This is a genomic window from Citrobacter sp. RHBSTW-01013, from assembly GCF_013781985.1.
Lineage (GTDB): Bacteria > Pseudomonadota > Gammaproteobacteria > Enterobacterales > Enterobacteriaceae > Citrobacter > Citrobacter braakii.
The window spans coordinates 337,414-360,419 of sequence record NZ_CP056185.1 but is presented as its reverse complement, the minus strand read 5'-3'; the positions used below and the strand labels follow the sequence as shown (position 1 = coordinate 360,419).

Sequence of the window (23,006 nt, the reverse complement as noted above, 5' to 3'; positions counted from 1 at the left end):
CCTGGATATCTATTTCAAACGATAGTAAAGCTCACGGTATGACTTCGCCGCGACTTGCCAGCTAAAATCCATGGTCATGGCCTGACGTTGTACAAACCGCCACAACGAAGGCCGGGACCACAATACGAAAGCACGCCGGATCGCGCGTAGCAGCGACCAGGCATTACTATCTTCAAATACAAACCCACTGGCGATACCATCCGCCAGGTTTTCCAGCGAACTGTCAGAGACCGTATCAGCCAGCCCACCGGTGCGCCGCACCAGCGGCAGCGTGCCGTACTTCAGTCCATACAACTGCGTTAAGCCACACGGCTCAAAACGGCTGGGAACCAATATAACGTCGGCTCCACCCATGATGCGGTGCGAGAAGGCTTCGTGATAGCCAATCTGTACGCCCACCTGTCCCGGATGTTCCGCCGCCGCGGCGAGGAAACCTTCCTGTAAAACCGGATCGCCCGCACCAAGCAATGCCAGCTGTCCACCCTGCTCTAACAACCCCGGTAGCGCTTCCAGCACCAGATCCAGCCCTTTCTGACTGGTCAGGCGGCTGACTACGGCAAATAACGGCACTTTGTCGTTAACCTTAAGTCCCATCGCGATCTGTAGCTGGCGTTTGTTCTCCGCCTTCTCTTCCAGCGTTTCACGCGTATACCGCGACGCCAGCAGCAGATCGGTTTCCGGGCTCCAGATTTTTTCATCAACGCCGTTCAGCACACCGGAAAGACGTCCTTCACGATGACGCTGCTGCAACAGACCTTCCATGCCGTAGGCAAACTGCGGCTCGGTAATTTCCCGCGCGTAGGTCGGACTGACCGCCGTAATGTGGTCGGCGTAGTACAACCCGGCCTTCAGGAAAGAAATCTGCCCGTTAAACTCCAGTCCGTGCACGTTAAAGAACGACCATGGCAATTGGATGTCATCCATATGCTTTGCATAAAACATGCCTTGATACGCCAGGTTGTGCACGGTGAACACCGATTTCGCCGGATGGCCGCGCGCCGCCAGATACGCCGGGGCCAGACCGGCATGCCAGTCGTGCGCATGCACCACATCCGGGCGCCAGAATGGGTCAAAGCCACAGGCCATTTCACTGCCGACCCAACCCAGCAGCGCAAAACGCAGCACGTTATCGGTATATGCAAACAGGTTAGTGTCGTGATACGGGCTACCGGGACGGTCATAGAGATGCGGCGCGTCAATCAGGTAAATGCCCACACCGTTGAAATGCCCGAACAACAGCGTAATACGTCCGGCGAAGGTATCGCGACGCGTCACTACCTGCGCATCGGGAATGCCGCGACGGATATCAGGAAACGCCGGGAGCAGCACGCGGGCATCCACACCGTCCGCGATTTGCGCTGCGGGTAACGCCCCAATAACATCCGCCAGTCCCCCGGTTTTTAACAAAGGGAACATCTCTGAACAAACGTGTAAAACCTGCATTATCGCTCCTGTTTGATCTGCAGTTTGCGCAGCATTTCACGCGTGACCAGTACAATACCTTCCTCTGAACGGTAGAAACGACGAGCATCTTCTTCCGCGTTTTCACCAATCACCATGCCTTCAGGAATAACGCAGGCGCGGTCGATAATGCAACGACGTAAGCGGCACGAACGTCCCACCCACACTTCAGGTAACAACACTGCCGAATCAATGTTACAGAATGAATTCACCCGCACTCGCGGGAACAGAACGGACTGCACTACCACCGAACCAGAAATAATACAGCCGCCGGAGACCAGCGAGTTCAGCGTCATTCCGTGGCTACCGGAACGGTCCTGAACAAATTTCGCCGGCGGCAGTGATTCCATATGCGTACGGATTGGCCAGTCCTGGTCGTACATATCCAGTTCAGGCGTCACCGAAGCCAGATCGAGGTTTGCTTTCCAGTAGGCTTCCAGCGTTCCCACATCGCGCCAGTACGGCTCGGATTCCGGGTCAGACTGTACGCAGGACAATGGGAATGGATGAGCATATGCCATGCCAGCTTCGGTGATTTTCGGGATGATGTCTTTGCCAAAATCGTGACTGGATTTTTCATCGAGATCATCTTCCGCCAGCAGTTCATACAGATAATCGGCGTCGAAGATGTAGATCCCCATACTGGCAAGCGATTTGGTCGGATCATTAGGCATCGCTGGCGGGTTGGCAGGTTTTTCAACGAACTCGATAATTTTATCGGTGTCGTCCACGTCCATTACGCCAAACGCGCTGGCCTCTTCAATAGGCACTGGCATACAGGCCACTGTGCAACGCGCGCCTTTCTCAACGTGGTCGATCAGCATGCGTGAGTAGTCCTGCTTATAAATATGATCGCCCGCGAGGATCACCACATATTCCGCTTTATAGCGTCGAATGATGTCCAGGTTTTGGGTCACCGCATCCGCCGTACCGCGATACCAGTTTTCACCCTGCATCCTCTGCTGGGCAGGCAGCAGATCGACGAACTCGTTCATCTCTTCACTAAAGAACGACCAGCCGCGCTGAATATGCTGCACCAGCGTGTGTGACTGGTACTGAGTGATCACGCCGATACGGCGGATCCCGGAATTAAGACAGTTGGATAAGGCAAAATCGATAATGCGGAACTTACCGCCAAAGTGCACGGCAGGCTTGGCACGCTTATTGGTTAAATCTTTCAGGCGAGTACCGCGGCCACCGGCCAGGATCAGGGCAACAGATTTTAATGGCAGCTGGCGCGCCAACATTACACGATCGTTCTTCTCTAAACTTACCATGACTAACTCCTTTTTATCTTCTCTGGAACACACACAGTCCGTGCGCAGGTCCCTGCCAGACCGCCGTAAGCACCGGATTATCCTCTCCGGCAAATGGGGGAATGGCGTGCCATTCCCCTTCAGGTAAAACGATATCTGTCACCTCAAGCGTGGCGTTTATTGCAATCAGGAAACGATCTGAAAGCAGGATTTGCATCTGCCTCGGGCCGTTATGCCACTCATCCGCACTTAAGGGTTGTGCGTACTTATTCAGCCAACGAACATTGCCATCGCCCTCTTCCCACCAGCAATCGCCTGTTAATGCAGGTATTTGCCGACGCAGATGAATCAACGCGGCGGTAAATGTGGTTAGCCCACTGTTTGCCTGCTGCCAGTCCAGCCAGGTTAAGGCGTTATCCTGGCAGTAAGCGTTATTATTACCGTGCTGGCTATGACCATGCTCATCACCCGCCAGCAGCATCGGCGTCCCCTGGGAGAGCAACAGCGTGGTTAACAGCGCATGAATGCTGTCGCGCCGCCGCTCAATCAGGTCCAGCGAGCCGCCTAATCCTTCTTTACCATGATTGTCACTGTAGTTATTGCTAGTGCCGTCGCGATTTTCCTCACCATTCGCTTCATTGTGCTTATTTGTGAAGCAAACGCAGTCGCGTAGCGTAAAACCGTCATGCGCGGTCACCAGATTGACCGTGGCGCTGGGATTGCGGCCCGGGCGTTTAAACACGTCGCTGGATGCGGCAAAACGTCCGGCAAACTCGCCCAACGAAAGATTACGCTGGAGCCAAAAACGTCGCGTCGCATCGCGGAAATGGTCATTCCACTCGGCAAACGGCGGGGGGAAATTCCCCACCTGATACCCGCCTTCACCAATATCCCACGGTTCCGCAATCAGCTTGGCGCGTGAGAGCAGCGGACAGTTTTGGATCGCGGTAAACAGCGGAGCATCCTGACGAAACTCAGGCGTACGCCCCATGACGGAAGCCAAATCAAAACGAAAACCATCCACATGGCAGGTTTCAACCCAGTAGCGCAGACACTCGCATGCGTATTCCACAACGCCAGGATGGCTTAGATTGATGGTGTTCCCACAACCGGTCCAGTTGTAGTAATCGCCATCATCTCTGATCCAATAATAGCTACGGTTATCAATTCCGCGCAGCGAGAAGACAGGTCCTTCGAGATCCAGCTCGGCGCTGTGGTTTAAAACGATGTCGAGAATGACCTCAATACCCGCTTTATGCAGCGCTTTTACCGCGTCGCGAAACTCATCAAGCGCACTCTCCGGCGAGCTGGCATAGGCCGGATGCAGCGCGTACATCGCCACCGGGTTGTAGCCCCAGTAGTTTGACAGGCCCAGCCGCTGAAGCCGCGGTTCGCTGGCGAAATGCGCCACCGGTAACAGCTCCAGCGCGGTAATGCCGAGGCGCTTGAAATAGTCGATCATCACCGGATGACCCAGCGCTTTGTAGGTCCCGCGAATTTCTTCCGGCAGGTCAGGATGCAAATACGTCAGCCCTTTGACATGCGCTTCGTAAATTACGGTATTGCCCCACGGCGTGCGCGGCGGGGCATCATCCTCCCAGTCATAATGGTCGGACACCACCACGCCCTTCAGCGCGATGGCGGCATTATCATGATGATCCGGTTCATTCAGCCCACCGTGCAGCAGTGGGTTATCTTTTAACTCGCCATCCACCCGACGCGCGCAAGGGTCAAGCAGCAGTTTCGCCGGATTAAACCGGTGGCCCTGCTGCGGTTGCCACGGACCATGTACGCGATAGCCATAGCGTAGACCGGGACGGGCGTTGGCCAGATAGCCGTGCCAGACATCGCCGCTACGCCCCGGCAGGTCGTAGCGGAGTTCGCAGCCTTGCTCATCGAATACGCATAATTCAACGCGTTCAGCGTGGGCCGAAAAGAGGGTGAAATTGACGCCATGGCCGTCATACGTTGCACCATGGGGGGTGGCGTTGCCGGTTGCCAGTTGCGTCATTATCCCTCCCGCACCAGCCAGATCGTTGCCAGCGGTGGCAACGTCAGGCTCAGTGAGTGCTGACGACCATGACTGGCGATTTCATCGCTGTGCACCGCGCCGCCGTTACCGGTATTGCTACCGTGATAATGCATCGAGTCGGTATTGAGGATCTCGCGCCATTTGCCCGGCTGATTGATACCGAAGCGATAGCCGTGGCGAGGCACTGGCGTAAAGTTGCTGATAACGATGATTTCATTACCGACTTTGTCACGACGAACGAAAGCCAGCACCGAACGTTCTTTGTCATCCACCACCAGCCACTCGAAGCCATAGGCGTCAAAATCAAGCTCGTGCAGCGCTTTGTGATGACGATAAGTAAGGTTTAGATCGCGCACCAAACGCTGTACGCCGTGGTGCCAGTTATCGCCGCCTTCCAGCAGATGCCAGTCGAGGCTGGCGTCATGGTTCCACTCACGCCCCTGAGCAAACTCGTTGCCCATAAACAGCAGTTTCTTGCCTGGGAAGGCCCACATCCAGCCGTAGTAGGCGCGCAGGTTGGCAAACTTCTGCCATGCGTCCCCCGGCATGCGATCGAGAATTGATTTTTTACCGTGTACCACTTCATCGTGCGACAGCGGCAGGACAAAGTTTTCGGTGTAGTTGTACAGCATGCCGAAGGTCAGCTTATCGTGATGGAACTGACGATGAACCGGATCCAACTTCATGTAGTCCAGCGTGTCGTGCATCCAGCCGAGGTTCCACTTATACCAGAACCCTAAACCGCCCATATCCTGTGGCCTTGAAACGCCGGCAAAGTCGGTGGACTCTTCCGCCATGCTCACGGCCCCCGGCACCTGCTCGCCAAGAATACGGTTGGTATTGCGTAAAAACTCAATGGCTTCGAGGTTTTCACGACCGCCAAATTCGTTCGGGACCCACTCCCCTTCTTTACGGCTGTAGTCGCGATAAATCATCGACGCCACGGCATCTACGCGCAGCGCATCGATACCAAAACGTTCAATCCAGTACAGGGCATTGCCCACCAGATAGTTACTGACTTCACGGCGACCGTAGTTGTAGATCAGCGTGTTCCAGTCCTGGTGATACCCTTCGCGCGGGTCGCTGTGCTCATACAGATTGGTGCCATCAAATTCTGCCAGACCAAAGTCGTCCGACGGGAAATGGCCCGGCACCCAGTCGAGAATGACGTTCAGTCCGGCCTGATGCGCGGCATTCACAAAATAGCGGAAATCATCACGCGTCCCGAAACGACGGGTCGGCGCATACATACCGGTAGGTTGGTAGCCCCAGCTACCGTCGAACGGATGCTCATTAATCGGCAACAGTTCGAGATGGGTAAAGCCCATCCACTTGACGTAAGGCACCAACTGATCCGCCAGTTCGCGGTAGCTCAGCCAGAAGTTGTTATCGGTATGACGACGCCATGAGCCCAGGTGCACTTCATAGATAGAGATCGGCGCATCAAACTGGTTGGCTTTTTTTCGCTCCTCGCTTTGCACCACTTTTTCCGGCAGACCGCAGATAAGCGACGCGGTTTCCGGGCGCATTTGCGCTTCGAAGGCGTAAGGGTCCGCTTTGATTCGCAGCTTACCGTTCGCATCGATCATCTCGTATTTATACAGTTGACCATGCTGCGCGCCGGGGATAAACAGCTCCCAGATACCGCTTTCTTTACGCAGGCGCATCGGGTGGCGACGTCCATCCCAGTAGTTGAACTGCCCAACCACTGAAACGCGTTGAGCGTTAGGCGCCCAGACGGAGAAGCGCGTACCGGTTACGCCATCCATGGTATCCGCATGCGCGCCCAGCGTTTCGTAAGGTCGCAAGTGCGTACCTTCAGATAACAGCCAGGCATCCATATCCTGGATCAGCGGGCCAAAACGATAAGGGTCATCAATCAGATTCTCCTGTCCATGCCAGACAACAGCTAACTGATAGCGAAAGAAATTTTTACGGTGGGGAAGTACAGCACAGAAAAAACCGCGAGAGTCGAGGCAGTCCAGCTTGCCGACTTTGCGTCCGGTTTTGGGTTCGATCACCCACACTTCGGTGGCGTCAGGTAATAGGGCGCGGACTTCAAGTCCAGCGTCAGTTTGGTGCATACCGAGTACGGAAAAAGGATCCGCAAAATGGCCTGCAATTAGCGCATTAATCACGTCTCTATCGATACGAACGGACATGGTTGTCATCCTGTTTTATGGTGTCACGCCTTCCAACTGATCTTCGACATCAGGTAGTGACACTTTTTTTGACCTGAACGGCGCAGCACAATTGTGCATCCTCTCTGCGTCGTCCCACCTTCAGGCAACAACTTAATACCTCCGGTACTAAGTCACCCTTAAAGAATAGCCAATGCTTTATCTTACTCCTGGTAAAAAATGAAACATCTGCGCTTACTCCTGTATTACGCAAAAAAATGGGTGACTCAGCACCCATTGTTAAAACACGCAATCACTCTGCCGGAGAGCCGTATTGACTGATCCGGCCAGGTGGTTCGCGTCGTTTGTAGGCCTGATAAACGTGGCGTCATCAGGCCGTCCCACATTACGCCAACTGACGCAGCATACGGCGCAATGGCTCCGCAGCACCCCACAGCAACTGGTCGCCCACGGTAAAGGCTGACAGGAACTCCGGTCCCATATTCAGCTTACGCAGACGGCCTACTGGCGTGGTCAGCGTGCCGGTAACGGCCGCCGGGGTTAACTCACGCATGGTGATATCCCGATCGTTTGGCACGACTTTGGCCCACGGATTGTGCGCTGCCAGCAGTTCTTCCACGGTCGGAATAGACACATCTTTTTTCAGTTTAATGGTGAACGCCTGGCTGTGGCAGCGCAGCGCACCGACGCGCACGCACAGACCATCAACCGGGATCACGGAAGAGGTGTTAAGAATTTTGTTGGTTTCAGCCTGTCCCTTCCACTCTTCGCGGCTCTGACCGTTATCAAGTTGTTTGTCGATCCACGGAATCAGGCTACCGGCCAACGGTACGCCAAAGTTATCAACCGGCAGTTTACCGCTGCGGGACAGGGTCGTCACTTTACGTTCGATATCGAGAATAGCAGAGGAAGGGGTTGCCAGTTCATCGGCCACATGGCCATACAGATGACCCATCTGGGACAGCAGTTCGCGCATATGGCGCGCGCCGCCGCCGGAGGCCGCCTGATAGGTCGCCACAGAAACCCAGTCAACCAGGTCATTAGCAAACAGGCCACCGAGGGACATCAGCATCAGGCTAACGGTACAGTTACCGCCGACAAAGGTCTTAATACCTTTGTTCAGGCCGTCAGTGATGACATCCTGGTTAACCGGATCGAGAATGATGATGGCATCGTCTTTCATACGCAGCGAAGAGGCCGCGTCAATCCAGTAACCCTGCCAACCGCTTTCACGAAGCTTTGGATAGATTTCGTTGGTATAATCGCCGCCCTGACAGGTCACGATGATATCGAGCGCCTTCAGCGCATCCAGATCAAAAGCGTCCTGAAGCGTGCCGGTCGTGGTTCCACCGAATGTCGGTGCCGCCTGCCCGAGCTGGGAAGTAGAAAAGAAAACAGGGCGAATGGCGTCGAAGTCACGCTCCTCAACCATGCGTTGCATGAGAACAGAGCCGACCATACCGCGCCAGCCGATAAAACCAACATTTTTCATAGCGTTTTTTTCCTGCAGAGATGTGTGCTGTGTATGCTAACCAGTATCCTACTGGCCTATCCTTCACCATACAAAAAGCAGCCAAAGTCGCAAGTGAAATTAATCAATGATAGCGAAGCCATCAGTAATGCGACTTATCCCGCTGCGCAAGCAAGCAGAAAGTCCGCGGTAATAGTAAGGGAATTTGAGTTATGAATGAAATCATTTCAGCGGCAGTTTTATTGATCCTTATTATGGACCCGCTCGGAAATCTGCCCATTTTCATGTCCGTATTGAAACATACCGAACCGAAACGCCGCCGCGCGATTATGATTCGCGAGCTGTTCATTGCGCTGTTGGTGATGCTGATATTCCTGTTTGCTGGCGAGAAAATACTGGCATTTCTTAACCTGCGCGCGGAAACCGTTTCGATCTCCGGGGGCATCATTTTGTTCCTGATCGCCATCAAGATGATTTTCCCCAGCGCCACCGGGAATAGCACCGGGCTTCCGGCAGGCGAAGAGCCGTTTATCGTGCCACTGGCGATTCCGCTGGTAGCCGGTCCGACAATCCTGGCTTCATTAATGCTGTTATCACATCAGTATCCGAACCAGATGGGGCATCTGGTGATTGCGCTGCTGATCGCCTGGGGTGGTACTTTTGTGATTTTGCTGCAGTCTTCGCTGTTTTTACGCCTGCTGGGCGAGAAAGGGGTGAACGCACTGGAGCGCCTGATGGGGCTGATTCTGGTGATGATGGCTACCCAGATGTTCCTCGACGGCGTAAGGATGTGGATGAAGGGGTAATCTCTCCTTTTTGGCTCAGATAGCATGTTACCCGGAGAACAGTTCCGTTCACGTTATGCTCATTGCTTCTCTGAGATCTCGTCACCAGTGAACGTGTTAAGGGGGCTACGCTGTACTGAACCCCGGATCCTGGACAAACAGTTCAGACTCCGGAGGTTCAAAATGAAACATCCTTTTTCTCTCAGACTGGCGGCTGTTCAGCACGTTCTGTCCGGCCAAGCCGGAATTGCTGAAGCTGCACGCCAGTTTAAAGTCGGCAGGACGCCACTCTCCCGCTGGATACGCGCCTTCAGGCAGCAGGGTGAGACAGGTCTGGAGCATCGTCCTCATCGTTTTTATTCCGCAGAGTTCAAACTTCGTGTGGTTCACTATATCCTTGAAAACCGCTGCAGCAGCGCTGACGCTTCTGCGCTCTTTGCCATTCCCAATGAGACGCTGATCCAGAACTGGTTGCACAGATATCGTACAAAAGGCACAGTGGAACTTAATCCGTCCAGAGCAGGCTCCGCCATGACCAAACGTAAACAGCCTTCCGAAGCAAAACCTTACAGTGAAATGACGCATCCTGAGCTGCTCAGAGAGCTTGAATATCTGCGGGCGGAGAATGCATATTTAAAAAAGCTGAAGGCCCTGAGAGCGGAAAATGCGCTCAGGGAGCAGCAGAAAAAGCCCGGCTAGTCCGCCTGCTGCTGCCTGACCACTCGCTGAGATGCCTGCTGCGGGCGGCCAGCCTGCCCCGCAGCAGCTGGTACTATCATCAGGCTAAACCCGCCAGCAGGCCTGACAAATACGCGGAAGTAATACCGCTTATGGCGGCAATCCACAGGCAACACAAGGAGTGCTATGGCTATCGTCGCATGACTACGGAGCTGAGAAGAAGGGGTACCCGACTGAACCATAAAACGGTGGGGAAGCTGATGAGGCGGCAGGGTCTGTTCTGTCAGATTCGGCGCAAAAAGTACAGTTCGTGGATGAACGACAGTAATCAGGCTTCGCTTAATCTTCTTGCCCGGCGCTTCAGAACAGAAGAAAGCGGAAAAAAGTGGTGCACTGATGTGACAGAGTTCAGGATCGGACAGGAGAAGCTGTATCTGTCTGTGGTGCAGGACCTGTTTAATCTCGAAATTATCGCGTGGCAGATGTCTCAGAAGCCGGTGCTGAGCCTGACCTGCGGGATGCTGGAACAAGCGCTGAAAGCCCCAGTCCGGAAAACAGGGCTGATGCTACACAGTGACCAGGGCTGGCAGTACCGGACGCCGATGTGGCGTTCAATGCTGGCAGATGCCGGAGTGACCCAGAGTATGTCACGCAAAGGGAACTGCCTGGATAATGCGGTGATGGAAAACTTCTTCAGCCATCTGAAGGTGGAGATGTATCACCGTAACCGGTATGACTCAGTGAATGTGCTGATGCAGGATATCGAAGGCTATATCTGTTACTTCAATAATGAAAGGATCAGCCTCAAAACAGGTATGAGCCCGGTGGAATACCGGGCATCAAGAGAAATGTAAAAAGTGTCCAGGTTATGGGGTTCAGTACAACGCAACCCCCTTAACAATCCAGGCTCTCCGGCACCGCTGTAATTTCAGGTATTCCTTACGCTTTTAACTCGCTGAAAAAACGTATTTTCATTTCTGCGAGGTGCCTTCCGGAATGCCCTCTTGTCAGCATCGCGGATAAACATTATCTTCTCGCTGCACCTGCGAAACCAGGTGCCAGAATTAGCCTTCTGAAAATCATACTGGCGACATATACTTCTATGTCGTGCGACCGATTTCGTCTCAATGGCGGGTCGAGCGGGGGCGTCGCAAGACGCGCCGGTATCCAGTATGACCGGTAAGGCTAACTCCGCTCGATTCCGCCACCCGCGAGATTAGCCTCTCCGGTGGTGGTTTAAATAAAACATACTGGAGGCTGCCCTATGGCGACTACCCCTCTCTTTTCACACTCTTTATTTACCCTGCCCTTTAGCCCTGCCACGGATTTCACCGAACTGGCGGATAACTGCGAGCGTTTTGTCGAAGGGCTGGTTGAATGCCATGACCCGGTTGAAAAACTGGCGATTTGTGCACGTCTGTCGGCCTGTCTCGCGTTATTGCAACCGACCTTAACAGAACCTGTACCGCAGCATCTGCAAGCGAGCCTGACGGTAGAAACATTCCCGACCCGTTTTCCCCTTTTCGAGCCGGAACCAGACCAGATGGGGCGCTACTGTCAGTTATTAACACACCTGCTGATGAGTAAAACGCTGTCTGACGAGATGGAACGAGTGGCGGGTGACTTACTGCAGGATCTGGTGGGCTATTTCGCCGATACGCTAAAAGCGCCGCGCTGGCTGAAAACAGAAGAAGGGCTGGTCGTGCTATAAAAAAGCCGGGTAGCGCTTGCGCTTACCCGGCCTACGGTGTGGATGTGTGCTCGTTTCCAGGCCCGGTAAGCGCAAGCGCCGCCGGGCAATGCCATCAGCTCAACAGCTGAAAGGCAATCATACCGACAATCGCACCGACCGTGCCGAGGATGGTTTCCATCATCGTCCAGGTCTTCAGGGTTTGCGCTTCGGTCGCACCGGTAAATTTACCGAACAACCAGAAACCGGCGTCGTTAACGTGGCTGACCACGATAGAGCCGCCCGCGATACAGATAGACAGTGCCGCCATCTGGGCACCGGAGTAGTTCAGTTGCTCAATCACCGGCATCACCAGACCGACCGCCGTTAAGCAGGCTACAGTCGCGGAACCCTGAATGATACGCACAGCCGCCGCCAGCACGAAGCAGGTGATGGCAATCGGCAGGCCCATACCGGTTAACGCTTCGCCCAGCGCCGGACCGACGCCAGAATCAACCAGAACCTGTTTGAACACACCGCCCGCACCAATCACCAGCAGAATAATCCCCGCCGGCTGCAGCGCATGGCCACAGATCTCCATCACGCGGTCTTTTGGCATGCCCTGGCGCACCGCCAGACCGTAAATCGCCACCAGACAGGCAACCAGAATCGCGGTAAACGGGTGACCGATAAACTCGAACCATTCATAGGTTGTAGAACCGACCGGAACAAAGCGTGCGGCGATGGTTTTCAGCCCCACCAGTACCAGCGGCAGCAGGATAAGCGATAAGCTGAAGCCAAAGGACGGCATTTTGCCTTCGCCCAGATGCGGCTCGGAAATATCTTCCGGTACGTGCAGCTCGACGTAACGGCTGATGAAATTCCCCCACAGCGGCCCGGCGATAATCATGCCCGGAATCGCGGCACACAGGCCAATCAGGATCATCCAGCCAAAGTCGGCGTGCATCTGAGAGGCCAGCAGCATCGGCGCAGGCCCAGGCAGCAGGAATGCCGCAGCAGCCGCTACGCCCGCAAACAGCGGGATCACAAGCTTAACCAGGTTTGTCCCCGTATGGCGCGCCATTGAGAATGCCACGCTAATCAGCAGCACAATCGCCACCTCAAAGAATAGCGGCAGCGCGCAAATCAGACCGGCCAGGCCAATCGCATAATGTGCGCGGCTGTGACCGAAGGATTTCAGCATTTTGACGGCAATCTGATCGACAGCTCCGGTCTCATGCAAAATCTTGCCGAACATCGCCCCCAGCGCCACAACAATCGCCAGGAAACCGAGCGTGCCTCCCATTCCTTTTTCCATGGTCGCCGCGATTTTATCGAGCGGCATACCGGAAAAGAGACCTGCACCAATGGATACCACCATCAAAGCAACGAAGGCGTGCATACGCGCCTTCATCACTAAAAACAGCAGTAATAAAACGGACCCTACTGCTGTTAAAACAAGCGTTAATGTACTCACTACTTACTGCCCTGGTTAATAACCTCAATGGTGCTGGCGACCACACCGTCCAGTGGTTGATCGATATCGACCACCAGTACATCGTTTTCATTCGCACCCGGTTCTTCCAGCGCTTCAAACTGGGTCACCAGCATCTGCGTTTTGAAGAAGTGGCCTTTACGCGCTTTCAGGCGGCTTTCGATAACGTCAAAATCCCCTTTCAGATAGATGAAAGAGAGGTTCGGGTTACCGTCGCGTAGCTGGTCGCGATAGACTTTTTTCAGGGCGGAACAGACGATCAGCGAAACCTTGTTGGTACGCTGCATCGCAAAGGCGGCGTCATTCAACGCCTGTAACCACGGTTTGCGGTCGTCATCGTTGAGTGGCTCACCAGAAGCCATTTTCATGATGTTGCTGCGCGGATGGAGAAAATCGCCATCAAGAAACGCGGCCTGCAGTTGATGCGCCACTTCGCTGGCGACAGCAGATTTACCGCTGCCCGATACGCCCATCAGAACGTAAACGTGGTGATCATGATTAGTCGTGCTCAAAGCGTTGCCCCCACTGGTACAAGAATCAGGAAATTGTTACGGGTAACTGTTATCGGTAACATTGTCCAGCCGGATAAATAGAGAAGCAATATCCATTCGTGCTCGAAGTGTATAAGTGTGAGCTACTTCAAACTTGTTGGCTTAAATAGATCCACCCGGTGACAAGGTGAAACCTAAATCTAACATTTTAGGTGTGACGGCTTCACCGCGGATGCGCGCCAGCAGACGTTCTGCGCCAATGCTGCCCATGCGTTCACGCGGCGTGAGCACGCTCGCCAGACGCGGCTCCATCACCTGCCCGATGTCGTGACCGTGGAATCCGGCAATCGCCATGTCATCAGGGATTTTCAGCCCTAAACGCTGGCATTCGAAGGCCGCTCCTACCGCCAGGTCATCGTTGGTACAAAAGACACCATCAAGCTGCGGGTATTCACGCCGCGCCTGACGGATAAGTTCAATACCGGAGGAGTAGGAAGAGGACTGCTCCACCATCACGCTGTACGGCACCAGGTCGGCATCGCGCATTGCCTGCTCGTAGCCTCTCTGTTTGATGATAGTACGTTCATCAAGGCGTGCGCCAAGATAGGCAACATGACGGTGCCCGCGGGCGATGATAGCGGCTGTCATCTGACGCGCGGCTTCGAAGTTGTCGAATCCCACGGCAATATCAAGACACGGGGACTGGCTGTCCATCAGCTCAACCACCGGGATACCGGCAACCTCAATCATTTTCAGCGTACGGGGCGTATGGCTACGTTCGGTGAGGATCAGGCCATCAATATTCCACGACAGCATCGATTCCAGACGCTCTTGTTCCATCTCAGGCTTATAGCCGTAGTGCGCCAGCATGGTTTGATAACCATGAGCGTCAGTGACAGCCTCAATGCCGCGTAGCACTTCAGCAAAAACCTGGTTAGTAAGAGACGGTAACAGCACGCCGATAGCGCGGCTGGTGGCGTTAGAAAGGATATCAGGAGCGCGATTGGGAATATAACCCAGCTCATCAAGTGCAGCGGCAATTTTGCCCCGCAGCGCCACGGAGACCTGCTCCGGGTTACGCAAAAAGCGGCTGACCGTCATTTTGGTTACGCCCACGCGGTCGGCTACATCCTGAAGTACGGGTCTTTTCTTTTTCATCGTCCTGAAGCGTTAAAAAGGGATAGATTCCCCCAGTTTACCACGGACGTGCGTGAACCTTTGCAGAGAAAAAAAGGAGTTTTTTATTGTGAGAAATACACAAAATCATTCGAGTTGCATCAAGGCGGCGACGCAGTAAATCCCCGGGAGCGTACATTAAGTACGCGACCGGGGTGAGCGAGGAAAGCCAACACAGATGCGGCTTTAAGCATGCCGTGTATTTTTATACTGGCGGCAGATCAAACAACAACACTTCGCTGTCGCTGTCGGCATGAATAGAAATGGCCTGCTCATCCCAGATTGCCAGACCATCGCTGGTGGTCGCTTTGGTCCCGTTAATTGTCACGTTACCTTTTACTACCTGGATCCAGACGCGGCGTTCAGCGGCAATCTGATGCACCGACTGCTCATCTTTGATCAGTGCCCAACGGTAAAGCTCCATATCCTGGTACACTTTCAGCGAGCCATCACGGGCATCCGGCGACAGCACCAGTTGTTTACCCTGAGCGGCATCAAAACGGCGCTGCTCATAGCGTGGGGTAATACCGTTTTCCTGCGGCATGATCCAAATCTGATACAGATGCAGCTTCTCAGTATTGCTCGGGTTGTACTCCGAGTGACGGATCCCCGTCCCGGCGCTCATAATCTGGAACTCACCGGCCGGAACCTGCTCTTTGTTCCCCATGCTGTCCTGATGTTCCACCGCGCCTTCCAGCACGTAAGTCAGGATTTCCATGTCTTTATGGGGGTGAGTGCCAAAGCCCTGACCTGCGTCGATCACGTCATCGTTAATCACGCGCAGTGCCGAGAACCCCATAAAATTTGGATCATAGTAGTTGGCAAAAGAGAAGGTATGCCAGGAATCGAGCCAGCCATGATTAGCGTGGCCACGGTCATTAGCTTTGCGTAAGTAGATCATTGTGTTCACCCCCAGATGTTTTCGATGGAGTAAGTGTGGACTCAATCCGCCGGGGATCATAGAGGGTGAAAATTGACTCCTCTGTTCAAAAAAAATGAACAAGCCCAGAGGAGTCTGCGCAGGCTATTTGGCGAGAGTTATCGTCGCCGGAGAAGCCTGTTCAAAGGCGCGTTCGAGGAGTTCCAGGTTGGTAAGAACTTCAGATTCCTTGACGTAATTAGGCGTACCGGCTGTCAGCGTCTGGTAAAGCGCATCATAGACGCGACCATAATCCCCCACTTCCGGCTGCACCTCTTCTTTTACCGTCAGGCCGTCATCGTTAACGTACTCCAGCATCCCAATGGAATCGTCAGCAGCGAAACCTGGCTCACCTGGCATGATATTGGCCTTCAGGCTGGTTTCCTGCTGGTCGATGCCGTACTTCACAAACGAGCCTTTGGTACCGTGAACGATAAACTTCGGATAGTCGATTTTCACCAAGTGACTGGTTTTAACAATGGCTTTCAGGGAGCCGTAGAACAGCTGTGCTTCAAAGGTATCGTCCGGGTTCGCTTTGTTGCGCAGGCTGCGGATGTCATAGGCCACGCAATCGGGACGACCGAACAGCGAGATAATCTGATCCATGGTGTGTACGCCCAGACCATAGAATGCGCCGTCCTGCGGCAGTCCCGGCTTGGTTTCCGCCTCGGGGCGGTAGTAATCGAAATGGCTTTCAACCTCAACAATTTCGCCGAGCTTGCCGCTCTCAATCGCTTTTTTAGCGGTGAGGAAGCAGGAATCAAAACGACGGTTCTGATATGGCGTAACGGTCAGTCCTTTGCTTTGCGCCAGTTCGAACAGTGCTTTTGCTTGCGCAAGCGTCGGCGTGAAGGGTTTCTCAACCAACACGTTTTTACCCGCTTCCAGCGCGCGTTTGGCGTATTCAAAATGGCTGTCAGCATGGGTACAGACGATCACCAGCTTCACCTGCGGATCGTTTAAGATCTCGTCAAGGTCACTGGTGAAGTGAATATGTGAATATTGTGGTGCCTGCTCTTCCGGCTTGGCGTGGCGGCGAAAAATGTGCGCGACATGCCAGCTATTTTTGCGGTTGAGGACGTACGGCAAATGGTAGCGAGTGGTGCTTTTACCAAAACCAATAAATGCGCAGTGTAAGGTCATGAGACGATCCTTTCGAAGGTGATTGTCTACACCATAGCGCAAAGCGGCTGGAGACTGAATGTTGGATTCTTTGCCGGATGGCGCTTGAACTGCACCACAGGGCGACAGGATCGGCCGTCGGCGTCGCAGGCAGTTTGTTCACGGCAAGCGCGCAGGGCCCGGAGCGTACTAAATGTACGTGAGGAGCACGAGCACTTCCCGGGGACGAAATGGCAAGTAAGCCAGGCAGACACAAAACCTCAAAAAAAAAGCCAGCAAAAGCTGGCTAAAGTAATACTGGAAGCAATGTGAGCAATGTCGTGCTTTCAGGTTCTCCGTAGGGGTTCCCCTGAACGCAGAGCAATAATAATCATTCTCATTCGCACTTGTCTACTTCTTTTTGCAAAAAAATGCAGTTGACGGAATTTTCTTTCTCAGCGAGTGTAAATACACAATTAACCCTGCTGGAGATAAGGAATGAGTGAGATAGTGATACGCCACGCTGAACCGAAAGATTACGACGCAATTCGTCAGATCCACGCCCAGCCGGAGGTGTACCACAACACGCTACAGGTTCCTCATCCTTCCCTCGAGATGTGGCAAGCGAGGCTAACCGAGCAAGCCGGGGTCAAACAACTGGTTGCCTGTATTGACGATATCGTCGTGGGGCATCTCTGTATTGAGGTCGCGCAACGCCCGCGTCGCAGCCACGTGGCTGATTTTGGTATCTGCGTGGATGCACGGTGGCACAATCGCGGCGTTGCCAGCGCGTTGATTCGCACGATGATCGACATGTGCGACAACTGGCTGCGCGTCGAGCGTATTGAGCTAACGGTATTTGTTGATAATGAGCCGGCCGTGGCGGTGTATAAGAAATACGGCTTTGAAATCGAAGGCACAGGTAAGAAATACGGCCTGCGCAACGGTGAATACGTTGATGCCTACTTTATGGCGCGTATGAAATAAATGTAAGGGCGAGTCTTATCGCCCTTCTTATTGAAAGGACGCAAGAGTGAAAAAGTACCTTCCCCTGGTGTTGCTGGCAGCACTCTCCCCTGCTTTCGCCACTACCGTACAAAATCTCGATTCCGTGCCCAGCACCATTCAACACCCGGAAGGTAAACAGATTTTTGCTGAGCAAATGGCAGGAGCAACATCTGCCAAAGGATTTGGCGAGCTTCCACAGGGATTATCTGAGAACGCGTGGATTGCCTGGGTTGCGCCGAATGAAGATCCTGACAACCTGATCCTCACGGGTGCCAAAGCCTGGGGCAAAGACGGCAAATATATCGGTGTCGCCTGTTTCGCCGACAATCCGGCCGACGCCGGGCAGGCAAAGAAATACGCGGATAACAACTGTCCGGAAAACTACAGCAACGGGCGCGCCAATAAATTATATCTCGGCGTTTTTTCCTGGCAGAACCAACAGCTAACGCCGATTGCACGCTCGGAAAAACCATTAAACCAACTCTCTGAGTGGAATAAAACCGCCGAAAAAGAGAGCGATGATGAGTCCGTCAGACCGCTGGCCTATTATACAAAACTGGATCTGGCACCGTACCGGATCGCACCCGATACGCTGGCGTTTGGGGTGCGCGGTGGATACTCTGAGGCGTATTCCGGCGGCGGCGCATTTTATGAAGTGCTGGAGCTCTATGCGATCAAAGACAACAGGATAATCAACGTGTATTCCGACCTTGTTTATCAATATACGGACATCGCCGGAGAGTGGAATAAAGACGGTACAAGACAGCACGACATCAGCGAAAGTAAATATATCCTCAAAATGCGTTCGGCAAAAACGCACGGGTTTTATGATTTAGAGCGCGTAAACCTGCAGGATAAAAGCAGCCAAATATTCCGCTGGTCTGAGTCACTGCAGGGATATGCGCCATAACCAACCAATAAGGCCGACATCGTTCTGAACGCTGTAGGCCATTATCCTTTATATCTCGCCGTTAAATTCAGGAGCGGAAGCGCTATCCGGCCCTGGCATAGAGTTTTTGATTGCAGTCTATCGTTTCCCCCGCCGTCATGTTCAGGCCTAACAACCACCTGAATTATATGGTTATTCATCTTTTTATCTTCATCGCTATTTTTCGTAACGTTAATAATATTAATATTACATTTTTGTTTTTTTTTGGTTTCTGCCATCACTTTATGGTGACAATCACAACAATATACTTCTCCTGGGACTAACTTAACCACGGTGAGGTAAAAAATGAAATTTGAACGCCATCATAGAATATTGAAAGAAATCAGTATTTCGGGAGTTGTAAAAGTTTCAAATCTGGCGAAAAGTCTCAAGGTAACAAAAGAAACCATTCGCTCAGATCTCAATGAACTTGCCGGACAGGGATATCTCACTCGCTGTCATGGTGGTGCATTTATTACCCTTGATTCTCTTGATAACGTTGCAAAAAACGAAATTGCTTATGTGCTGGAAAAATATGAATCAGCGCAGAAAATAAAAAAAGGTCTCTCTGCCATGAAAAATAATGTATGTGTTATTGGCTCGTTCAATGTTGATATTATCAGTTACCTACCGAGGCTACCCTCGACAGGAGAATCATTACTTGCCGATAAATTTATTTTTTCGCCAGGCGGGAAAGGATGTAATCAAGCTTTAGCGGCAAGCTATGCCGATTCTGATGTGCATTTTATTACTAAAGTAGGGTCAGACCATTTTAGTGATTACGCCATTAATTTTATAAACTCATCAAAAATCCATAAAAGTGTAATCTACCAGACCAAAGAAACACAAACTGGTACAGCTACCATCATGGTGAATGGAGATACCGGGGATAACGTCATCGCTATCTATCCCGGTGCTAATATGACAATTTCACCTGATGAAATCACCATACAAAAAGAAGCCATTATTCATTCAGATATTGTTCTTGTACAACTGGAGACAAATTACGAGGCGCTTCAGCAAACAATTCGTCTCGCACAAAAAAATGACATACCGGTAATTATCAATCCAGCGCCATACAATGAAATGGTCAATACCATCATTGATGACATCGATTATATTACGCCAAATGAAACCGAAGCGGGTCTCCTGGCAAACATGTCCGTCAATGACATTGAGTCAGCCAAATGTGCAGCGAAGATTATTCATCAGAAAGGTGTAAAAAATACCATTATTACTTTAGGTAGCAAAGGATCTCTCGCTTATGACGGAACGCAATTCATCTATTCTCCGGCATTCCCGGCAGTTGTAAAAAACACCGCAGGAGCTGGCGACGCCTTCAATGGCGCACTCGCATCTGGCCTTGCTAAAGGAAAATCACTGGCATCCGCATTATGCTACGCCAGCGCATTCGCCTCGCTTGCTGTTGAAACACCCAATGCCTCTGACATGCCAGAAAACGAATCCGTTCTACATCGCATTCAGAGTTCACATTACAAACAAACTATCTCAACTCACTAAATCAAGGAGCAGACTATGAACAATACGCAGAAAAAACTAAAGGTGCTCTTTATTGGAGAATCCTGGCATATTCACATGATTCATTCAAAAGGTTATGACAGCTTTACCTCCAGTAAATATGAAGAAGGCGCTACATGGTTACTGGAATGCTTAAAGAAAGGTGGTGTGGAAATTGATTACATGCCTGCTCACACCGTACAAATCGCATTTCCAGAAAGCATTGATGAACTAAACCGTTATGATGTCATTGTCATTAGCGATATCGGCAGCAATACATTCCTGTTGCAAAACGAGACATTCTATCAGCTCAAAATAAAGCCAAATGCTCTGGAATCAATTAAAGAGTACGTCAAAAATGGTGGTGGTCTGCTTATGATTGGCGGCTATCTGTCATTTATGGGTATTGAGGCAAAGGCCAATTACAAGAACACCATTCTTGCCGAGGTCTTGCCAGTTATTATGCTTGACGGCGATGACCGAGTAGAAAAACCAGAGGGTATCTACGCTGAGGCTGTCTCGCCTGAACATCCTGTTGTAGACGGATTCTCAGACTACCCGATATTTCTTGGATATAACCAGGTTGTCGCCAGAGAAGATGCTGATGTCGTATTAACAATAAATAATGACCCTCTATTAGTGTTCGGTAAATACCAACAGGGTAAAACCGCCTGTTTTATGAGTGACTGTTCGCCGCACTGGGGAACTCAGCAATTCATGTCCTGGCCGTTTTATACCGACCTGTGGGTTAACACGCTTCAATTCATCGCCAGAAAATAAAAAACAATGGAGTAACGAAAGTTACTCCTTTTATAAAATATAAGGATTGATGTATGAACAAGAATAAGTACTCAACCCCCTTACTGATGCTTGCAACCATCTTAGCCGGTATGCTTTCCCCAATGCAGTCTGCCGTTAATGGGCAATTGGGACACTGGTTGCAGGATGGTAATGCTTGCGCAGTAATCTCTTTCGCCAGCGGTCTGGTCGTCATGTTTTTTATTATTATTGCGCGTAAAGAAACACGCCATCAATTCGCGTCGATCCCTACGCTGATTAAAAAGCGGAAAATCCCCTTGTGGAATTGGTTTGCCGGGTTATGCGGGGCGATGGTCGTATTTTCTGAAGGCGCATCAGCCAGCGCGTTAGGCGTTGCCACTTTTCAAACTGCTTTAATTTCCGCCCTGCTCCTTTCCGGCCTGTTGTGCGACCGCTTTGGCGTCGGTGTGGATGAGAAGAAATATTTCACGCCATGGCGCGTTACTGGCGCATTGTTCGCTGTTATTGCCACGATTTTTGTCGTGTCGCCACAGTGGCACTCAACCTCGTTTATCCTACTGGCTATCCTTCCATTTTTGGCAGGATTACTCGCTGGCTGGCAGCCTGCGGGGAATGCCAAAGTCGCCGAGGCAACGGGATCCATGCTGGTTTCCATTACCTGGAACTTCATCGTCGGCTTTTGTGTCCTGGGTGCAGCGCTGGCGATACGTGTCGCATTAGGGCATGTCACCGTCCAGTTACCCGATACGTGGTGGATGTATCTCGGTGGCCCGCTGGGTCTGCTGTCCATCGGGCTGATGGCGATTCTGGTCAGAGGCTTAGGACTATTAATGCTGGGTGTCGCCTCTACCGCGGGTCAGTTACTGGGATCGGTGTTGATTGATGAGTTAATCCCATCATTAGGCAATACGGTCTATCTGGTCACCATCATCGGTACATTATTCGCGTTAGTAGGTGCAATTGTTACCACCATCCCCGAATACAGAGCATCCAAAATGGCGAAAAAAATGGAGGTGTCAGGATGAAAGGCTTCCTGCAAACCGTAACGGGCCCAGTGGCACACTCAGAAATGGGTCTGACGCTACCGCATGAGCACCTGTTTAACGATTTGTCATCCGTTGTTGACGAGCCACAGTATGCTTTTTCACAGCAGTTGGTGGGAAAGAAAGTCAGTGCTGACCTGCAGTGGGGACTGAAACACGACCCGTACTGCTGCGCCGATAACATGGACAGAAAAGAGATTGATGATGTCATCTTTGAAATCAATAACTTCATGTCACTGGGAGGCAGGACGATTGTCGACGCGACGGGTTCTGAATCTATTGGTCGGGACGCCACTTCATTGCGGGAAGTGGCATTAAAAACTGGTTTGAATATCGTTGCTTCATCAGGACCTTATCTGGAAAAGTTTGAAAGCGCCAGGATCCACAAACCTGTCGAGTTATTAGCCTCACTTATTGATAAGGAACTGAATCAGGGGATTGGCGAGACGGATATTCGCGCCGGTATGATCGGTGAAATTGGCGTATCACCCGCTTTTACCCAAGCTGAGCGCAACAGCCTGCGCGCGGCGTCTCTGGCACAACGTAATAATCCCCATACGGCAATGAATATCCATATGCCAGGGTGGCTGCGGCTGGGTGATGAGGTACTGGATATTGTCCTTGAAGAGATGAACGTCTCTCCGGCAAAAGTTTCGCTGGCGCACTCAGACCCTTCAGGAAAGGATGTTGCCTATCAACGTAAAATGCTTGACCGCGGCGTATGGCTTGAATTTGACATGATTGGTCTGGACATTACTTTCCCCAAAGAAGGTATCGCCCCAGGTGTTCAGGACACCGCAGATGCGGTAGCACATCTGATTGAACTGGGTTACGCCGACCAGATCGTATTAAGCCATGATGTTTTTCTCAAACAGATGTGGGCAAAAAATGGGGGGAATGGTTGGGGATTTGTCCCAAATGTTTTCCTCGCCTATCTGGCTGCCCGTGGCGTAGATAACGATACTCTTCGCAAGCTCTGTATTGATAATCCGGCGCGGTTACTCACGGCGTAACTAACATATAGCCCGGCGCCTGATGCCGGGCTATTAATCAA

19 protein-coding genes are annotated in these 23,006 nt (G+C 52.1%); 9 read left to right on the top strand and 10 right to left on the bottom strand.

Translation table 11 applies throughout. The annotated features are described in order from the left end of the window. Positions 1–9 precede the first annotated feature (9 nt). The 5 genes from glgA to asd all read right to left on the bottom strand — a co-directional run bounded on the left by glgA (position 10) and on the right by asd (position 8,382). On the bottom strand, positions 10–1,443 hold the full coding sequence (gene glgA / locus HV350_RS01760; protein WP_016154814.1) for a glycogen synthase GlgA: 1,434 nt from the start codon (positions 1,441–1,443) through the stop codon (positions 10–12). Continuing rightward, entirely contained in the window at positions 1,443–2,738 is a 1,296-nt protein-coding gene (gene glgC, locus HV350_RS01755) for a glucose-1-phosphate adenylyltransferase (RefSeq protein WP_016154815.1), read from the bottom strand. Before glgC ends, glgA begins: the two co-directional genes overlap by 1 nt. 13 nt (positions 2,739–2,751) lie before the next feature. Beyond that, positions 2,752–4,728 carry a glycogen debranching protein GlgX gene (glgX, locus tag HV350_RS01750; protein ID WP_019078135.1) on the bottom strand — a complete coding sequence of 659 codons (1,977 nt, stop codon included), beginning with the start codon at positions 4,726–4,728 and terminating at the stop codon, positions 2,752–2,754. Then, on the bottom strand, positions 4,728–6,911 hold the full coding sequence (gene glgB, locus HV350_RS01745) for a 1,4-alpha-glucan branching enzyme (protein WP_181629675.1): 2,184 nt from the start codon (positions 6,909–6,911) through the stop codon (positions 4,728–4,730). The genes glgX and glgB overlap by 1 nt, the downstream gene beginning before the upstream one ends. A 364-nt stretch (positions 6,912–7,275) precedes the next feature. Further along, entirely contained in the window at positions 7,276–8,382 is a 1,107-nt protein-coding gene (asd, locus tag HV350_RS01740; RefSeq protein ID WP_181629673.1) for an aspartate-semialdehyde dehydrogenase, read from the bottom strand. 191 nt (positions 8,383–8,573) lie between these two features. On the opposite strand from asd, the gene yhgN reads away from it, so the two are divergent. The 3 genes from yhgN to HV350_RS01725 all read left to right on the top strand — a co-directional run bounded on the left by yhgN (position 8,574) and on the right by HV350_RS01725 (position 11,535). After that, positions 8,574–9,167, top strand: coding sequence for an NAAT family transporter YhgN (gene yhgN / locus HV350_RS01735; RefSeq protein ID WP_003023480.1), 594 nt, complete (start codon positions 8,574–8,576; stop codon positions 9,165–9,167). A gap of 162 nt (positions 9,168–9,329) precedes the next feature. Beyond that, a protein-coding gene (locus HV350_RS01730; RefSeq protein ID WP_161623425.1) for an IS3 family transposase occupies positions 9,330–10,678 on the top strand; the annotation gives its coding sequence in 2 pieces (ribosomal slippage) (positions 9,330–9,780 and positions 9,780–10,678; 1,350 coding nt in all). Positions 10,679–11,088: 410 nt separating this feature from the next. Then, on the top strand, positions 11,089–11,535 hold the full coding sequence (locus HV350_RS01725; RefSeq protein WP_181629672.1) for a hypothetical protein: 447 nt from the start codon (positions 11,089–11,091) through the stop codon (positions 11,533–11,535). 94 nt (positions 11,536–11,629) lie between these two features. On the opposite strand, the gene gntU is transcribed toward HV350_RS01725, so the two are convergent. The 5 genes from gntU to HV350_RS01695 all read right to left on the bottom strand — a co-directional run bounded on the left by gntU (position 11,630) and on the right by HV350_RS01695 (position 16,717). Next, positions 11,630–12,970 carry a gluconate transporter gene (gene gntU / locus HV350_RS01720; protein ID WP_016154820.1) on the bottom strand — a complete coding sequence of 447 codons (1,341 nt, stop codon included), beginning with the start codon at positions 12,968–12,970 and terminating at the stop codon, positions 11,630–11,632. Next, on the bottom strand, positions 12,970–13,500 hold the full coding sequence (gntK, locus tag HV350_RS01715) for a gluconokinase (protein WP_003023475.1): 531 nt from the start codon (positions 13,498–13,500) through the stop codon (positions 12,970–12,972). Before gntK ends, gntU begins: the two co-directional genes overlap by 1 nt. Before the next feature lie 141 nt (positions 13,501–13,641). Beyond that, complete coding sequence (gntR, locus tag HV350_RS01710; RefSeq protein WP_016157654.1) at positions 13,642–14,637, bottom strand: gluconate operon transcriptional repressor GntR; 996 nt, start codon at positions 14,635–14,637, stop codon at positions 13,642–13,644. A 223-nt stretch (positions 14,638–14,860) separates the two neighbouring features. Further along, the gene (gene yhhW, locus HV350_RS01700) at positions 14,861–15,556 is read right to left on the bottom strand and encodes a quercetin 2,3-dioxygenase (RefSeq protein ID WP_016154822.1); all 696 of its coding nucleotides are present in this window, start codon (positions 15,554–15,556) and stop codon (positions 14,861–14,863) included. 123 nt (positions 15,557–15,679) lie between these two features. Further along, a complete protein-coding gene (locus tag HV350_RS01695; protein WP_046274517.1) occupies positions 15,680–16,717 on the bottom strand; it encodes an oxidoreductase in 1,038 nt (345 codons plus the stop codon). A 456-nt stretch (positions 16,718–17,173) separates the two neighbouring features. Between HV350_RS01695 and yhhY the strand changes: the two genes are divergently transcribed. From yhhY to HV350_RS01665, 6 genes are all read left to right on the top strand, one after another. Next, a complete protein-coding gene (gene yhhY / locus HV350_RS01690) occupies positions 17,174–17,662 on the top strand; it encodes an N-acetyltransferase (protein ID WP_016154824.1) in 489 nt (162 codons plus the stop codon). 46 nt (positions 17,663–17,708) lie between these two features. Next, positions 17,709–18,593, top strand: a complete 885-nt coding sequence (locus HV350_RS01685; RefSeq protein WP_181629671.1) for a hypothetical protein — start codon at positions 17,709–17,711, stop codon at positions 18,591–18,593. 324 nt (positions 18,594–18,917) lie between these two features. Continuing rightward, positions 18,918–20,132, top strand: a complete 1,215-nt coding sequence (locus HV350_RS01680) for a PfkB family carbohydrate kinase (protein WP_049283108.1) — start codon at positions 18,918–18,920, stop codon at positions 20,130–20,132. A 15-nt stretch (positions 20,133–20,147) separates the two neighbouring features. After that, positions 20,148–20,909 carry a glutamine amidotransferase gene (locus tag HV350_RS01675; RefSeq protein ID WP_049283109.1) on the top strand — a complete coding sequence of 254 codons (762 nt, stop codon included), beginning with the start codon at positions 20,148–20,150 and terminating at the stop codon, positions 20,907–20,909. Between the two features lie 53 nt (positions 20,910–20,962). Beyond that, complete coding sequence (locus HV350_RS01670; RefSeq protein WP_049283110.1) at positions 20,963–21,934, top strand: DMT family transporter; 972 nt, start codon at positions 20,963–20,965, stop codon at positions 21,932–21,934. After that, positions 21,931–22,965, top strand: a complete 1,035-nt coding sequence (locus HV350_RS01665) for a phosphotriesterase (protein WP_049283111.1) — start codon at positions 21,931–21,933, stop codon at positions 22,963–22,965. Before HV350_RS01670 ends, HV350_RS01665 begins: the two co-directional genes overlap by 4 nt. Positions 22,966–23,006: the final 41 nt, after the last annotated feature.

Bases quoted from the DNA above. Each gene is read 5' to 3' on its own strand.
- glgA (WP_016154814.1), bottom strand. From the start codon at position 1,443: ATGCAGGTTTTACACGTTTGTTCAGAGATGTTCCCTTTGTTAAAAACC.
- glgC (WP_016154815.1), bottom strand. From the start codon at position 2,738: ATGGTAAGTTTAGAGAAGAACGATCGTGTAATGTTGGCGCGCCAGCTG.
- glgX (WP_019078135.1), bottom strand. From the start codon at position 4,728: ATGACGCAACTGGCAACCGGCAACGCCACCCCCCATGGTGCAACGTAT.
- glgB (WP_181629675.1), bottom strand. From the start codon at position 6,911: ATGTCCGTTCGTATCGATAGAGACGTGATTAATGCGCTAATTGCAGGC.
- asd (WP_181629673.1), bottom strand. From the start codon at position 8,382: ATGAAAAATGTTGGTTTTATCGGCTGGCGCGGTATGGTCGGCTCTGTT.
- yhgN (WP_003023480.1), top strand. From the start codon at position 8,574: ATGAATGAAATCATTTCAGCGGCAGTTTTATTGATCCTTATTATGGAC.
- HV350_RS01725 (WP_181629672.1), top strand. From the start codon at position 11,089: ATGGCGACTACCCCTCTCTTTTCACACTCTTTATTTACCCTGCCCTTT.
- gntR (WP_016157654.1), bottom strand. From the start codon at position 14,637: ATGAAAAAGAAAAGACCCGTACTTCAGGATGTAGCCGACCGCGTGGGC.
- yhhW (WP_016154822.1), bottom strand. From the start codon at position 15,556: ATGATCTACTTACGCAAAGCTAATGACCGTGGCCACGCTAATCATGGC.
- HV350_RS01695 (WP_046274517.1), bottom strand. From the start codon at position 16,717: ATGACCTTACACTGCGCATTTATTGGTTTTGGTAAAAGCACCACTCGC.
- yhhY (WP_016154824.1), top strand. From the start codon at position 17,174: ATGAGTGAGATAGTGATACGCCACGCTGAACCGAAAGATTACGACGCA.
- HV350_RS01680 (WP_049283108.1), top strand. From the start codon at position 18,918: ATGAAATTTGAACGCCATCATAGAATATTGAAAGAAATCAGTATTTCG.
- HV350_RS01675 (WP_049283109.1), top strand. From the start codon at position 20,148: ATGAACAATACGCAGAAAAAACTAAAGGTGCTCTTTATTGGAGAATCC.
- HV350_RS01670 (WP_049283110.1), top strand. From the start codon at position 20,963: ATGAACAAGAATAAGTACTCAACCCCCTTACTGATGCTTGCAACCATC.
- HV350_RS01665 (WP_049283111.1), top strand. From the start codon at position 21,931: ATGAAAGGCTTCCTGCAAACCGTAACGGGCCCAGTGGCACACTCAGAA.